At 56.4% G+C, this 15,067-nt stretch carries 10 protein-coding genes; 6 read left to right on the top strand and 4 right to left on the bottom strand.

Annotated elements, in window-relative coordinates; all coding sequences use genetic code 11:
* Positions 1-39: 39 nt before the first annotated feature.
* Positions 40-903 carry a methyl-accepting chemotaxis protein gene (locus K4A76_RS23965; protein WP_443218428.1) on the top strand — a complete coding sequence of 288 codons (864 nt, stop codon included), beginning with the start codon at positions 40-42 and terminating at the stop codon, positions 901-903.
* Between the two features lie 132 nt (positions 904-1,035).
* Here K4A76_RS23965 and K4A76_RS20285 read toward each other — a convergent pair whose 3' ends face one another.
* Both K4A76_RS20285 and K4A76_RS20280 read right to left on the bottom strand, forming a co-directional pair.
* Positions 1,036-1,299: a DUF3077 domain-containing protein gene (locus K4A76_RS20285; protein ID WP_009683500.1), complete on the bottom strand. Its 264-nt coding sequence runs from the start codon at positions 1,297-1,299 to the stop codon at positions 1,036-1,038.
* Between the two features lie 16 nt (positions 1,300-1,315).
* A complete protein-coding gene (locus tag K4A76_RS20280; RefSeq protein WP_274411014.1) occupies positions 1,316-1,558 on the bottom strand; it encodes a hypothetical protein in 243 nt (80 codons plus the stop codon).
* A 1,012-nt stretch (positions 1,559-2,570) separates the two neighbouring features.
* Here K4A76_RS20280 and K4A76_RS20275 point away from each other — a divergent pair.
* The 5 genes from K4A76_RS20275 to K4A76_RS20255 all read left to right on the top strand — a co-directional run bounded on the left by K4A76_RS20275 (position 2,571) and on the right by K4A76_RS20255 (position 11,786).
* A complete protein-coding gene (locus K4A76_RS20275; RefSeq protein ID WP_274411013.1) occupies positions 2,571-4,505 on the top strand; it encodes a class I SAM-dependent DNA methyltransferase in 1,935 nt (644 codons plus the stop codon).
* The gene (locus K4A76_RS20270; RefSeq protein ID WP_274411012.1) at positions 4,495-5,850 is read left to right on the top strand and encodes a restriction endonuclease subunit S; all 1,356 of its coding nucleotides are present in this window, start codon (positions 4,495-4,497) and stop codon (positions 5,848-5,850) included. Before K4A76_RS20275 ends, K4A76_RS20270 begins: the two co-directional genes overlap by 11 nt.
* Before the next feature lie 339 nt (positions 5,851-6,189).
* Complete coding sequence (locus K4A76_RS20265; RefSeq protein WP_274411011.1) at positions 6,190-9,291, top strand: type I restriction endonuclease subunit R; 3,102 nt, start codon at positions 6,190-6,192, stop codon at positions 9,289-9,291.
* A 775-nt stretch (positions 9,292-10,066) separates the two neighbouring features.
* Complete coding sequence (locus tag K4A76_RS20260; protein ID WP_274411010.1) at positions 10,067-11,155, top strand: ATP-binding protein; 1,089 nt, start codon at positions 10,067-10,069, stop codon at positions 11,153-11,155.
* Position 11,156: 1 nt separating this feature from the next.
* Positions 11,157-11,786, top strand: a complete 630-nt coding sequence (locus K4A76_RS20255; RefSeq protein WP_274411009.1) for a DUF3226 domain-containing protein — start codon at positions 11,157-11,159, stop codon at positions 11,784-11,786.
* A gap of 519 nt (positions 11,787-12,305) precedes the next feature.
* On the opposite strand, the gene K4A76_RS20250 is transcribed toward K4A76_RS20255, so the two are convergent.
* Positions 12,306-12,581: a hypothetical protein gene (locus K4A76_RS20250; protein WP_274411008.1), complete on the bottom strand. Its 276-nt coding sequence runs from the start codon at positions 12,579-12,581 to the stop codon at positions 12,306-12,308.
* Positions 12,578-13,558, bottom strand: coding sequence for an integrase domain-containing protein (locus tag K4A76_RS20245; protein WP_274411007.1), 981 nt, complete (start codon positions 13,556-13,558; stop codon positions 12,578-12,580). The genes K4A76_RS20250 and K4A76_RS20245 overlap by 4 nt, the downstream gene beginning before the upstream one ends.
* Positions 13,559-15,067: the final 1,509 nt, after the last annotated feature.

Genomic DNA, 15,067 nt, shown 5'->3' with positions numbered 1-15,067 from the left:
AAGGATGAAGTCAGCACCCTCCAACAGGCATTCGTTGCCATGCAAGAGCGCCTGCGCACCATGATTGGCGAGATCAGGGCCAGTGCCGAACAACTGGTGGGGGCTGCCGACAATATTTCGGCGGCATCGGTACAGCTCTCCGCGTCGGCCCAGGAACAGTCGAGCTCGGCCTCCTCGATGGCGGCCACGGTCGAGGAGCTGACCGTGAGTATCAACCATGTCTCTGACAATGCGGTGGAAGCGCATGCCCAGTCCAGCGAGTCTGGTCGCCAGTCCAGCGAAGGCGGCAGCGTGATTCAGGAAACGCTGGCGCGCATGAACCTGATCGCCCAGACCGTAGAAGCCTCTGCCGGCCAGATCAGCGAACTGGACAGCCATGCCGAGCAGATCAGCAGCATTGTCAGCGTGATCAGCGGCATTGCCGAGCAGACCAACCTGCTGGCCCTGAACGCCGCCATCGAAGCCGCCCGCGCCGGCGAACAGGGCAGGGGCTTTGCGGTGGTGGCCGACGAAGTACGCCTGCTGGCACAGCGCACCGGCAACTCGACCCAGGAAATTACCGAGATGGTCAAACGCATCCAGTCCGGCACCCGCGAGGCCGTGGGGCAGATGGAGGTGGGTGTGCAGCAGGTCAAAGGCGGTGTGACCCTGGCGCAACAAGCGGGGGAGGCGATCGTCAACATTCGGCAGTCTTCGGGGGACGTGGTGCGCATGGTGGATCAGATTTCCCTGGCACTGCGCGAACAGACCGCGGCTAGCCAGGATGTGGCGCGCAACGTTGAACGCATTGCGCAGATGTCGCAGCAGAATAGCCAGGCGGTGGAGCAGACGGCCGAGACGGCGGGGGCGTTGCAGCGGTTGGCGCAGGGGTTGTATGGGCAGGTGGGGGTGTTTCGGATTTGAGGGGTTAGGGGGTGGTGCCCCTGCGCGTGCGACGTCCTCATTCGCCGTGCGCACAGGGGCCCTTGGCGGGCGATAGCGTCAGTGATTGATAGCTGCGAGCCGACTGAGTTCTATCGCCTTTGGCCCTGGGGTTCAGCGCATCATTCCCAACTCCGCATCATCCAGCAGCGCTTTCCCCAGAGCGCAAAGATAGTGCGCTGCCCAGATCAGCTTCGGCTTGTCTTCCATCAGGCCATCAATGGTCAAATCCCGCGCATAGCCCATCAGCTCCGACGCCTGTTCACGGGCGTTCTGGCAGGGGATGCCGGGTTCGATGCGGAACAGCGGGTGGGTTTGGTTTTCACCTTGGAAGAAGATGGTTTTGCCGACAGTGCATTGGGTGTTTTCGGTGGTCATCGAGCAATACCCCTGGTCAATGCATGGTTTGCGGGTCGGCTGGCCTTTGTATTTGCGCCAGTGCCGATTCGAGCAAACGGCGGAGTGTTTCCAGCTCGTGCATCGAGGCCATGATCAACACGGAGGCGGGTGATCTGGGTTGCATCAGCATTGCTTGCTGGGCAACGGCTTCTGCGCAGAGCGCGTAGTCGGTTGCGAGCATGAGGGTGTCTTCCAGGGAGTGGGGGAGGCGGGGTGGGTCGGGGAAGATTTTTAGCATTGGACTGTGTTCTCGCTAGGGGCTACCGCCAACCCGCTGTCAAACGGAATGGTGGCAGCTGTGCATGGGTTGACAGACCGGCGAACACAGAAACCGGCGCACGCGAGCGTGCCCCATGCACAACCGCCATTAACGGTTATGCGCGCTGTGTATCGTTGCGGCCTGTCAAAGCCGGTCGTTGATGAGCAACGACCCACCGAGCCTAGAACTCTGACCTGGAGGCTGCAACGGAAAACAGGCGCAGGGAGTATGTTTGGGAAACGTCCTACGCGGAAGGGGTTAAATCTGATTTTCTGGCACCGGGCCAGCCAGCCACAGGTATAAAGAAGACGCCTGGGGGTAATGTCTGTTAGTTACGCGCGATTGGGGCCGCTTTGCGGCCCATCGCCGGCAAGCCGGACTCCCACATAAGTAGTGCAGACCTCAAGATTTGTGCGGTACCTGTGGGAGCTGGCTTGCCGGCGATGGGCTGCGAAGCAGACCAATTGCTGCCACTAAGGCTTAACTGGCTGGCATTACGCCTGGGGGCGTCTTCTTTTTGGAATTTGGTGGGCCGGGGTAATTTGAAACGAGTGGGTACCTAACTGTTTTGTCTAATTAATAATTGATTGGTCAACTTGCTTGGAATACCAGTTGGAACGCTGCGTGGTCTGGATTCCGATGGACGGTGCGTTTTGAGAACCGCCCCCCAAAACGAATCGGGGCCAATCTATCAAGCAAATGGACGCGCTGCTGATTGTTGCCCCTGGGCTCGCAGGTCAGGGGCTCCTAGTGTGGTGTTTCAGAAATACCCCTGGAAATCAGGCCACCGCTTTACCCGTGCTCTTCCAGCCGATAAGGTGGCGCGCGTTGCAAAATGATGGCGGCTTGCGTGGTCCAGGGATGGCTCTCTGAATGAAGCGGCGCATTAAAGCGCTGTTTTGAGGCTTTCTCAGGTTCCCTCTCGTTTGTTCATTGCCCGTTTGAGTATTGGCCGGCCCATCTGATGGTGGACGGTATGGGAGTGTTATGCATGAGTGAATTGGCCCAGGCGTTGCTGGCAGCAGTACCGGAAGATGGCGGCAGCATCGGCAATCAGGCCCTTTATGAGCGACTCAAGAGCCAGTTCACCGGCCTGAGTGAAGAGCAATTCTGGGAATTGCGCGACGCGCTGATCGGTGAGGGTGTTCTGGTCAAAGGCCGCGGGCGCGGTGGTTCTGTGCTGCGCGCCCAGGCTGCGGGTGCCAGCCTGGCGGCGCAGGCTCTGAGCAAGGCGCGTGAGCGTTTCGAGCCGGCCGTGGCCGAAGTATCTGCTAGCTATGTCGTCGAGACGGCAGCCAGCAAGGGCAAGGTGGTCAAGGTACAGGCTGCCACCAGCATCGAGGCGATGGAGAAAACCCTCTGGGCCACCGCCGACAAGCTGCGCGCCAATATGGATGCCGCCGAGTACAAGCACATCGTGCTCGGGCTGATCTTCCTCAAGTACATCTCCGACAGCTTTGCCGGTCGCCGTGCCGAGCTGGAGCGTAAGCTCACCGACGAGAACGACGACTACTACCTGGGCGATGACGACCCGGAGGCATTGGCCGCCGAGCTGGAAGACCGCGACTACTACCGCGAGGTCAACGTGTTCTGGGTGCCGGAAGTGGCACGCTGGGAGTCGATCCGTGCCGCCGCCAAGCAGGTAGATATCGGCAAGCGCATTGACGAAGCCCTGGCTGCCATCGAGGCGGAAAACCCCAAGCTGAAGAACATCCTCGACAAGCGGTATGCCCGTGCGCAACTGCCGGACGGAAAGCTCGGCGAGCTGGTGGATCTGATCTCCACCATTGGCTTCGGTGACGATGCCGGTAAGGCCCGCGACCTGCTCGGCCAAGTCTACGAATACTTCCTTGGCCAATTCGCCAGCGCCGAAGGCAAGAAGGGCGGGCAGTTCTATACGCCGGCCAGTATCGTGAAAACCCTGGTGGCGGTGCTCAACCCGCACCATGGCAAGGTTTACGATCCCTGCTGCGGCTCGGGCGGCATGTTCGTACAGTCAGAGAAGTTCATCGAAGCACACGGCGGCAAGCTGGGCGATGTGTCCATCTACGGCCAAGAGTCCAACCCCACTACCTGGCGCTTGGCGGCGATGAACCTGGCCATTCGCGGTATCGATTTCAACCTGGGTAAAGAGCCGGCGGACACCTTCGTCCGCAACCAGCACAGCGACCTGCGTGCCGACTTCGTGCTGGCCAACCCACCATTCAACGTCAGCGACTGGTGGCACGGCAGTCTGGAAGGCGACCCTCGCTGGGTGTATGGCACACCGCCGCAAGGCAACGCCAACTACGCCTGGCTGCAGCACATGCTCTACCACCTCAAGCCTGCTGGCCGCGCCGGTATCGTGCTGGCTAACGGTTCGATGAGCTCTAGCCAGAGCGGCGAAGGTGATATCCGCAAGGCCATGGTCGCGACCGATGTGGTGGAAGTGATGGTCGCCTTGCCTGGCCAGCTATTCTTCAACACTCAGATCCCAGCCTGTCTGTGGTTCTTGGCGAAGGACAAGCGCCACGCCATGAGCACCGGCGGCATCGACCGCAGCGACCAGGTGCTGTTTATCGATGCGCGCAAGCTGGGCTCCAGCGTCAGCCGTGTGCAGATCGAGCTGACCGAGGCCGATATCGAGCGCATCGCCAGCACCGTGGCGGCTTGGCGTGGCGAAGCGCTGGACGAAGGCGGGCAGGTCGGAGAGTACACCGATATTCCCGGCTTCTGCCGCAGCGTCACTCTCAATGAGATCGCCGAGCATGGCCATGTGCTGACACCGGGCCGCTATGTCGGCGCCGAAGAGGTGGAAGACGACGACGAAGCCTTTGCTGAGAAGATGCAGCGGCTGACTCTGCAGCTTGGCGAGCAGATGCAAAAAGGGGCGGAGCTCGATCAGTTGATCCGGCAGAAGCTGGGGGGGCTGGGGTATGAGTTCTGAGTGGCGCGCGGCGAAAATCGAGGAGATTGCTGCTCCCTATTCAACAGCATTAGCGACTGGGCCATTTGGATCGGCTATCAGCTCGAAGTACTTCGTCGATTCAGGTGTGCCCGTTATTCGTGGGTCGAACCTGAGTGCAGATACATCTACAAGGCTCATTGATGCTGATTTGGTCTTTGTCTCTCATGAGAAGGCAAATGAATTTCAGCGATCTGTGGCAAAGCGTGGGGATCTTGTCTTTACGTGCTGGGGCACTATCAATCAGGTTGGTCTGATTGATAGTCGCTCGAAATTTGACAGCTACATCGTTTCGAACAAGCAGATGAAGCTAACGATTGATCCTGCCAAAGCGGACCATCGCTTCATCTATTACGTATTCTCTGGACCCGCCAAGCAAAATGAAATTCTCGAAAATGGCATCGGCAGCTCAGTGCCAGGTTTCAATCTTGGGCAATTGAAACGCCACGAAATTTTGCTGCCGCCAGTTCAAGAGCAGGTGCGGATTGCTGACTTCTTGGAGACGTTCGACGACCGCATCACCCTGCTACGCGAAACCAATGCCACTCTGGAAGGCATCGCCCAAGCGCTGTTCAAATCCTGGTTCGTCGGTTTCGACCCCGTGCGCGCCAAGGCCGAAGGCCGCCAGCCGGACGGTATGGACGCCGCCACCGCCGCTCTGTTCCCCGATAGCTTCGAAGAGTCCGAACTAGGCTTTGTGCCGAAGGGGTGGCGTGTTACGGCTTGTAAAAATATCATGGACGTACGAGACGGTACCCATGACTCTCCAAAACCCTCTTTGTCAGGGTATCCACTGATTACATCTCGGCATATAACTAGCGGCGAAATAATTGCTGATGATGCATATTTGATTGCGGTTGATGATTATCTTTCTGTATCTAAAAGGAGTAAGGTTGATCACTTGGATGTGCTTATCACAATGATCGGTACGGTTGGGGTTCCTGCAATTGTTCTTGATGGTGCGCCGGAATTTGCGATTAAGAATATTGGTTTATTTAAGTCGTCTGAGCTCCCGCTGTTGAGTCACTATATGTACATTCTGCTCTGCTCTGCGGGTATGCAGCGATATTTGCTTGCGCGCCTTGCGGGTACGACACAGAAGTATTTGTCGCTAAAGGCATTAAGGGAAATATCAGTTTTAGTGCCGTCCACATCTGTTTTGGAGAAATTTTCCCAGGTAGTTAGCCCTCTATTCGAAAAAATCCATCAGCAGCGTGGCCAGATCAAGTGCCTCACCCAACTCCGTGACACCCTCCTACCCCGCTTGATCTCCGGTCAACTGCATCTGCCGGAAGCTGAGGCGCTGGTAGCGGAGGTGGCCTCGTGATGCCTCCAGAACCTATCAAGGCAACGCCTGAGCAGAGGTTGGAAGTACTAAGGCACTTCAACGCCATCAATGACTTGTCTGAAGTCTGCACCTACAAGATGATGAGCGTGTACTGCGCCAGCGTTGCAAGTGGTACGACCTATATCAGGTGGGTAAGCTGAATCTTGAGGGGCTGCGCGACGTTGCGCCTCTCATTGCTAGTGCCGTAGAGAGGCAGCAGGTCGTAAATGCGACACTAGCGAACAAATAACCGATCAAGTAACCGAACAAGTAAGGCTCGTTGCCCGTGTGCTGCTTTGGCAGTCGGCAGATGATGCCGGCGGCAGGGAAGGCTGTGTAATGACCGAAGACCAACTGGAACAGGAAACCCTCGGCTGGCTCTGCGAGCAGGGTTACACTCATCTCTACGGCCCTAGTATCGCCCACGACGGTGATAACCCGGAGCGCGCCAGTTATCGCGAAGTGTTACTGACTATGCGACTGCGTACGGCGATTGCCCGGCTCAATCCCAAGGTGCCGCTGGCGGCACGTGAGGATGCGTTGCGTCAGGTGCTGGAGCTGGGGATGCCTGTGCAGTTGGCGGCCAACCGGCTGTTCCATCGCTTGCTGGTCAGTGGTGTGTCGGTGCAGTACCAGGTTGACGGCGAGACGCGTGGCGATTTCGTACGGCTGATCGACTGGGCGGATGTGCAGGCCAACGAGTGGCTGGCGGTCAATCAGTTCAGCATTCAGGGGCCCAAGCATACACGCCGGCCGGACATCATCCTGTTCGTCAACGGCCTGCCGCTGGTGCTTCTGGAGCTGAAGAACCCGGCGGATGTGAATGCCGACCTGTTCAAGGCATTCGACCAGCTCCAGACCTACAAGGAGCAGATTCCGGACGTCTTTCATTACAACGAGATTCTGGTGATCAGTGATGGCAGCGAGGCGCGCATGGGCTCGCTGTCTGCGGATATCGAGCGTTTCGCTCGCTGGCGCACCATTGATGGGGCTACGGTCGATCCGCTGGGTGAGTTCAACGAGCTTGAGACTCTGGTTCGTGGGGGGCTGCAGCCGGCGCTTTTGCTGGATTATCTGCGTTACTTCGTGCTGTTCGAGGACGATGGTCGGTTGGTGAAGAAGATTGCCGGCTATCACCAGTTCCATGCCGTGCGTGCGGCGATCCAGCAGGTGGTTAGTGCCTCGCGCCCCGGCGGCACGCACAAGGGCGGGGTGGTCTGGCATACACAGGGCTCGGGCAAGAGCATCACCATGACCTGCTTCGCCGCCCGAGTAATGCAGGAAGCGGCGATGGAGAACCCGACCATCGTAGTGGTCACCGACCGAAACGACTTGGATGGCCAACTGTTCGGCGTGTTCTCGCTGTCGCAGGATCTGCTGCGTGAACAACCAGTACAGGCGCTGACCCGCGGTGATCTGCGCGAGAAACTGGTCAACCGACCCAGTGGCGGCATTGTCTTCGCCACCATCCAGAAGTTTATGCCGGGCGAGGATGAAGACAGCTTCCCGGTGTTGTCCACGCGCTCGAATATCGTGGTGGTGGCCGACGAGGCGCACCGCACCCAATACGGCTTCAGTGCTTCGCTGAAGGTGCCGGACTTGAAGGTGGCCGAGGCCAGTGCTCGCTATCAGGTGGGTTATGCCCAGCACCTGCGCGACGCTCTGCCTAACGCTACTTTCGTGGCCTTTACCGGTACGCCGGTGTCCAGCGAAGATCGTGATACCCGTGCGGTGTTCGGCGACTACATCCACGTCTACGACATGCAGCAGGCCAAGGAAGATGGCGCCACCGTGTCCATCTACTATGAGTCGCGGCTGGCCAAGCTGTCGCTCAAAGACTCGGAGCTGGCGCATATCGACGACGAGGTCGACGAGCTTGCCGAGAGTGAGGAGGAGGATCAGCAGTCACGCTTGAAGTCGCGCTGGGCCGCGTTGGAAAAAATCGTGGGGGCCGAGCCGCGTATCAAGAGCGTGGCGGCCGATTTGGTGGCGCACTTCGAGGAGCGCAACCAGGCGCAAAACGGCAAGGCCATGGTGGTGGCCATGAGTCGTGAGATCTGCGTGCACCTGTACAACGAGATCATCGCCCTGCGCCCCGAATGGCACGATGAGGATCCGGAGAAGGGCGCGGTGAAGATCGTCATGACCGGTAGCGCATCGGACAAGGCACTGCTGCGCCCGCATATTTACCCGGGGCAGGTGAAGAAGCGCCTGGAGAAACGTTTCAAGGACCCTGCCGATCCGCTGCAATTGGTGATCGTCCGCGACATGTGGCTGACCGGTTTCGATGCGCCCTGCGTGCATACCCTGTATGTCGACAAGCCGATGAAGGGCCATAACCTGATGCAGGCCATCGCCCGGGTGAACCGGGTGTTCAAGGACAAGCAGGGCGGCCTGGTAGTCGATTACATCGGCATTGCCAACGAACTGAAGGCGGCGCTCAAGGAGTACACCGCCAGCAAAGGCAGGGGGCGGCCCACCGTCGATGCCCATGAAGCCTATGCGGTGCTGGAGGAAAAGCTCGATGTGTTACGTAGCCTGCTGTATGGCTTCGATTACGGAGACTTCCTGACTGGCGGACACAAGCTGCTGGCCGGTGCCGCCAACCATGTGCTGGGGCTGGAGGACGGAAAGAAGCGATTTGCCGACAATGCCCTGGCCATGAGCAAGGCCTTTACCCTGTGCTGCACCCTTGACGAGGCCAAAGCCGTTCGGGAGGAAGTGGCTTTCCTACAGGCCATCAAGGTGCTGCTGATCAAGCGTGACATTAGCGCCCAAAAGAAAACCGATGAAGAACGTGAGCTGGCGATCCGCCAGATCATCGGCAATGCCGTAGTCTCCGGCGAGGTGGTGGATGTGTTTGAGGCGGTCGGTCTGGACAAGCCCAACATCGGCCTACTCGATGATGAGTTTCTTGCCGAGGTGCGCAACTTACCGGAGAAAAACCTGGCGGTTGAGCTACTGGAGCGCCTGCTGGAGGGGGAGATCAAGAGCAAGTTCGCCAGCAACTTGGCCCAAGAGAAGAAGTTCTCCGAGCTGCTCGATAGCGTGATCAAGCGCTACCAGAACCGCTCCATCGAGACCGCCCAGGTCATCGAAGAGCTGATCGAGATGGCCAAGAAATTTGCAGCAGCGAGCAAGCGTGGAGATGCACTGGGCCTGAATGATGACGAGTTGGCTTTCTACGATGCGCTGGCCAATAACGAGGCCTCGGTGCGAGAGCTGGGCGATGAGATCCTGGCCAAGATCGCCCATGAGCTGACCGATAGTCTGCGCCAGAACGTAACCGTGGACTGGAGTAATCGTGACAGTGTACGGGCCAAGCTGCGGCTTCTGGTCAAGCGCATCCTGCGTAAATATAATTATCCGCCGGATCAGCAGGAGGAGGCGGCACAACTAGTGCTGGCGCAGGCTGAGACGCTCTGTGAGGCATGGATGTAGGGCTGGCTGCCGATATGTACCCACAAATGCCATGACGGTCACCTCATCTCTCGCTCTCCGATCCTCGCCCCACGTCATCCCGCCAATAATGCTGAGTGTTATCAGGGATTGAGGCCCCTGCGACCTGTGGGGATGTCCTCTAACGCGGGACTGGCGACTCCTTGCGACCGGGAGTAAGGGCATCTCATGATATGGCACCAGACGAACGGTTTTTTGCTGTGAGGGCAGGGGATTAGCGGGGCTGGAATTTGGTGGATTTCTGGGTGTACCTCAAAGGGTCGCTATAAATAAATCAGCTAGTTATGGATTTCAGTGGAGTCGAATCGGGGAATTATTGGTCGCCATCCGTGATGAACACCGGGCACTCTGCCTGGTCAGTCGTAGGCCGCAGCTCAGGTAAATGGACATATCGTTAGCTCAATCGACCCCAAGCCAAGGTTTCAGGTAGCATTTCATCCAAGCACTGTGGGGGCAATGAGCGCCTTCATTGCTTTCTCACCAGTCCTGTCGCCCTCCTTAGGACCTCATGGCACGTCTGGCATTGTCTTCAAAGCTGGAGTTGATGAGGTCTTAAGGGGGGAGCGTGGCACCCGCTCAGGCGAGAGAAAACTTAACCCTTTGAAAGGGGTATTTTACCTCTACACGTCAGAATTAAGTACTTGCGGGCCCGGAGGGCCCACGCCAGCTATAGACCTCCTATAGATAATCTGTACTATAGTGGCTGTGCTTAGATTTCGAGGCCTACGAGGCTGCTCGTCGCGTAAAGGAGTGGGATGTGATAAAAGATTTCCGAATATTAAACTTTCGTCAATTTGACGAGTTAAATATAAATACGATAAGTCGCATAAATTTATTCGTCGGGAAAAACAGCGCTGGTAAAAGTGCCCTACTTGAGGCGCTTCTACTTTTCTTCTCGCAAATGTCGGACAAGTATCTTCCTGGAATACATATCTCTCGACAGGAAACCTGGGACCAAAGAGGTGGTGGCGAGCAAAGCCCTTTACGTCACCTCTTTGCCCAGCACAAGCTGCCTGGAATAGGGGAGCCAGGATTTCAGCTTAGCTCTTCAAATGACCCGCGTTCATTTGAAGTGCGAACGGCAGCCTACATAAGAGACGATGAAACAGTTGGCCCAGTCTACAAATTGGTAGAGGCAGCCAGTATTGAGGAAGCAGATCCAGATCTTTATGAAACATTTTTAGTATTGGCGAAACCTGATCAAAACAGAAGGCTCGCAAGAACTAACTCGTCTATCAATGACCTACGCAGAAGATCGCTTCACGCTCGCAGGGTGGAAGGAAGAGATAGTTGCTTCTATATTCCTACAAGGGGCCTTGAAGACTCTGGTACCGCTTTTTTATGGGATAGTATTAGCCTAACAGACAGCGAAGCTGAAGTAATAAAGGGTCTGCAGCTTATTGAACCTCGTGTGGAAGGGGTAGCGTTTGTAGCATCTGAAGAGAGAGATGGTCGAATCCCCTTAGTTAAAATTTTAGGAAATTCTGAACCATTCCCCCTGAAAAGCCTGGGGGATGGCATGAGCAGGATATTCCAGATAGTACTATCTCTTGTTAACGCAAAAGACAGTATATTATTAATTGATGAGTTTGAAACAGGTCTGCACTGGGGCGTCCAAGAGGAAGTGTGGGGTCTTGTATTTCAGTTGTCAGAGAAGTTGAATGTGCAAGTTTTTGCTACCACCCACAGTAGGGATTGCATCAAAGGCTTTGAAAATGCGTGGTCAAGAGCCCCCCAGGCAGGCTCATTTGCTCGTATAAATAAGATCAATAATAAAGTCACCTTAAAGGAATATGATCTTGAACTCTTACAAGACTCGTTGATGACGGATGTTGAGGTGCGATGAAATGACAACTATTTTCAAGCATAAAGGCCCTCGCATATTGCTCGCCGAAGGAAAAAATGACTGCCACCTTATCTCCTCTCTATGTAAGTACCACAACGTTCCACAAAGCTTCGGGTTGCATGAGTGTGGATCAGATGATCTAGTTATCAAGAAATTAGCTGCATTGATAGCGAGCTCCGAGCCCATGGAAGTGATCGGAGTGGTCTTAGATGCAGATAACCCTGGCATTCAGGGCAAGTGGCGATCTTTACGCCACAAATTAGAACCTGAGGGTTATACCATACCGGATCAGCCCAATGCTAATGGTACGATTCTACATTCTGAGGGTAAGCCAGTGATTGGCATCTGGCTAATGCCTGATAATAATCTTGATGGCATGCTCGAAGACTTTTGCAAGCAACTTGCCCAGCCCGGAGCAATTGAGTTCGCAGAAAAATGTGTGACACAAGCAAGAGCAGGGGGCTTTTCGAGCTTTACCAACACACATCACACCAAAGCAGCAATACACACCTACCTAGCGTGGCAAGATGAACCGGGAATGCCTATGGGAATGGCCCTCACGGCTAGGGCATTGGATCCGGAACAGCCAATAGCGCTCCGATTTAATGATTTTTTGAAGAATCTGTTCTAACTTTCACGCACTGCCCCCTTTTCCTCCCTATCCTCACTAGGTGCATGGTGTTTTACACAAACACCATGCCATGACTGTCAACCAAAAATCGGGGGGTCGAATAGAGCCCTGTGAGTCACTCCTCCTCTATAGGCAAAATACGATGACCGCCTGTGGCTGATAGCTGTCTTTCACGAGGGGGCATCATTGGGTCTAAAACCGTCGTTCAGGACTGGCCGCTTTGGGCCCAGAGTGTGTAATAACGCTTCACCAAAATTGAAGTGTGCGCGTCTACGTTAAGTCTGAAATTTATCGGCACGTTAGCAGATGTAGATTTCGCGTAGAAGCGCGATTTTCAGTCCGGTTTTGAGTACTGGCCGCGCTCAAGAACGTTGTTACACAGCCTCAGACGTTAACTGCCCTTCCCGAAGGCCGACAGCGGGCCGAAGCAACCGTTCCGGATTCATGGTTTTTATTCGGATACTATTGCGTTGTCTCACCGGAGGCTATAATAGGTCTTGAGAGTGGAGTTGTCCTTACTCAAATGCCGAAAACCCACGACGCCTCCAAGCGTCGAACAATTAACCTAACGGTGAGCAGATAGTAATATCGAGTGTCGTCACTACGCTGTTTCAAGCGACTCTTCAAAAACCAGTCCAGATGCTTTCTCTGCCACACCCAAGGCGTCTCCCGCTGCCACCGCTCAGCTATAGCAGCCTGAATAATCGTCGCTTGCCGCAAATGCCGCCTCCGCGTAGCTTGGGAACCGGTCAGCACGCCAGCCAAGAACAATTTCATATCGAATGGCTTGCTCATGACCGTCCTCCAATGTAGGCAGCGACCACATCGATCCGACCGTGCCCCAGCTGATAGCTGATTTGCCTCCGGGCCTCACGATCAAGGTTCCGATCTAGCTGGCAACATTGGCCGCCGTTGATAGGCGCGGGGTGTTGGGTGATTTGCTCATAGCGTTCACATGCGTACGCCGCTCGTAGCTCATGGAAGCCCTTGAGCTTGTGTGCATGCAGGACGTCCCTCGCTGGGCGGATGATTTCCTGCAGAACATTACGATAGCTTTCTTCTGGCGCAATCAGGTTGCGGCTACTCGCAGACAACACCTGCAGTGCAAACCCAAGTGCGTCTTGAGCATGGTGGTCCACCGCAATCCATCGTGGCGCCGAGGCGCCAGCTCGGCCGCCTTTGGTGCCGTCCTGGATGTTGATCCTGCCTAGCTCGTTAGCCTCACGGCTTAGTCGTGGCAGGTCAGCCAAGATGGCCTCACGCAAGCGCATACCGGTGGCTCGCGCCAACAGCACAAGCGCGGCGGCGCGTTGATGATGTTGGCTGCAAAGTGCATTGACGATCTGCTTCACGTGCTCGCGATCTTGTCTTTGTGGCGCTGACTGTCGAACCCCGGTGCGCTGCATGCCCAACGCCTTGCTCGGGCTTGGCAACTTCACGTACTGATCACCGCGAAGCGCTGCCATGGTCCTGTTAACGCTAGATAGCCGGTTTTGTGCGGTGCTGACGGCGAGGTCACCGCGCCCAACCACGTCGCGCAGGTACGCTGCATAGTCGGCCAACACCTTCCGATCAATCTGCCGCGCATCATTGATACCGGGCCCCCGTTCTGAGCGGCACCATTTGACGAATGCCTGCCACCGATCACAGTGCGCTTTGACCGTACCGTAATGACCGCCGCCGAACATGTCTTTCAGCGCCGGCGGCCCTGCGTAACTTAACTGCCTGCCGTAACCAAAATTGCGGCCATCGCGTCTACCTACCAATGCCATGTCGATCACCTCATCGCCGCTTCTCTGATCCTCGCCCCACGTCATCCCGCCAAGAATGCTGAGTGTTATCAGGGATCAAGGCCCCTGCGACCTGTGGGGAATGTCCTCTACGCGGGACTGGCGGCTCCTTACGTCCGGGAGCAAGGGCATCTCATGATCTGGCCTCCTGAGCACCGTTACCGGTGGGCGGGTGGGGGCAGCGCTGGCTGACTAAACCAGCGCCTGAAGATCCTGAGCCGGGTGAACGCAGCGATGCGATGACCGGGGCATGCCTGACTGTCAGTCAGGTGCAGTCCATTCAGTGGTCTGCGGCACCATCACCTACATGGCTGTTGCTGGTGACATCGGCGTTTGTCACGCCGATTGTCACGAGGGGGATTGCCGCAAAGCCTTATGCGATCAGGGCTGCAGCAGTGTTAGAAGTGACCGTCTCTTTCCAGAAGAAAGAGACGGTCACAGGTTGGCGCAAGATTCGGCCCAGCGGATAGGTTGCTGCAGGGCAGCGCAGTAGGAAGTGTCGTCTGGCGCACGAGGGCCATGAAATGTAGTTGGCATCCATCACCGGGGAGGTGACCGGGCGAGCTGCCGGATGCGAGTCGCCCTTGGGGAGAACCACCGCGGGAGCGGCGTGACCTTTAAGGTTCGGGTCACCTGGGGCGCTGTTATCGACAGCGTTTGCACGGCCAGTTCTATGCCTGTGGATAAACTCGGTCAAGGCTCAAGTTCACCGCTACTTGGGACGCGAAAAACGGTTATCCACTGATGGAACTGCGTGATGGATCCCGGACAACGTCGTGGCTTTTAGCTCATTCAAAATGAGGTCCATCCAACGAAGGCGGATTAGCAACCCTGGTTGGATGGACGCGCGCTGGAAGTGGATCGATGAGGCTTTTTGCCCCGAATCTTGAGCGCGCAGTTGTTGCTATTACTGCACCCGTATACCGCTAGCATATCGGCATCCCGCCTTGTCTTTGATTTGGCTGTATGCTGAGGCAGGGATCGTACCGGTGGCAGCTTTCTGGATGTGCTCCACCACGCCATCATCGGGCGGCGGCGTCTCCTGTAGTCGGCTCCGTGGTCGGCGGCCTTTACCGGCAAATCGTTCACCTAGGACAATCGTATGTGGCACAGCCTTACTTTTCCTGGACCCTATGTGTCTGACTAACACCTAGTCATCAACCAGAGACACGGTGGGACATTCGAGAAATCAGCAGTGGATCTCTGATTCAGCACTTATTGGTCAGCCATGAACCTAGGGCGTTGATCGTTTTGGTTGAGTAGGTGGTAAACGGGGCTACTGGCTGCGGTGTCCTAAGGAGCAATGCCGCGAACACCGGCGGAGCTGGTGCCAGACACCGCTTCGCCTGCTTCGCGGGCAAGCCCGCTCCCACAATGAATCGCGTAGGCTTTTCAAATTTTGAGAAAGACAGTTGCTCCAACTAACGGGCGGGGGTGGCCGGTGGTCCTGCGGCGCCGGGTCGGCATCATCGATCCATGGATGAGCGGGCT

The organism is Pseudomonas sp. NEEL19, from assembly GCF_028751975.1.
Classification (GTDB): domain Bacteria; phylum Pseudomonadota; class Gammaproteobacteria; order Pseudomonadales; family Pseudomonadaceae; genus Aquipseudomonas; species Aquipseudomonas juntendi.
The sequence above is the reverse complement of the archived record's forward strand: the minus strand, read 5'-3'. Positions and strand labels throughout refer to the sequence as shown.

Coding starts and splice junctions, on each gene's coding strand:
- K4A76_RS23965 (WP_443218428.1), top strand. CDS start 40: ATGCAAGAGCGCCTGCGCACCATGATTGGCGAGATCAGGGCCAGTGCC.
- K4A76_RS20285 (WP_009683500.1), bottom strand. CDS start 1,299: ATGACCACCGAAAACACCCAATGCACTGTCGGCAAAACCATCTTCTTC.
- K4A76_RS20280 (WP_274411014.1), bottom strand. CDS start 1,558: ATGCTAAAAATCTTCCCCGACCCACCCCGCCTCCCCCACTCCCTGGAA.
- K4A76_RS20275 (WP_274411013.1), top strand. CDS start 2,571: ATGAGTGAATTGGCCCAGGCGTTGCTGGCAGCAGTACCGGAAGATGGC.
- K4A76_RS20270 (WP_274411012.1), top strand. CDS start 4,495: ATGAGTTCTGAGTGGCGCGCGGCGAAAATCGAGGAGATTGCTGCTCCC.
- K4A76_RS20265 (WP_274411011.1), top strand. CDS start 6,190: ATGACCGAAGACCAACTGGAACAGGAAACCCTCGGCTGGCTCTGCGAG.
- K4A76_RS20255 (WP_274411009.1), top strand. CDS start 11,157: ATGACAACTATTTTCAAGCATAAAGGCCCTCGCATATTGCTCGCCGAA.
- K4A76_RS20250 (WP_274411008.1), bottom strand. CDS start 12,581: ATGAGCAAGCCATTCGATATGAAATTGTTCTTGGCTGGCGTGCTGACC.
- K4A76_RS20245 (WP_274411007.1), bottom strand. CDS start 13,558: ATGGCATTGGTAGGTAGACGCGATGGCCGCAATTTTGGTTACGGCAGG.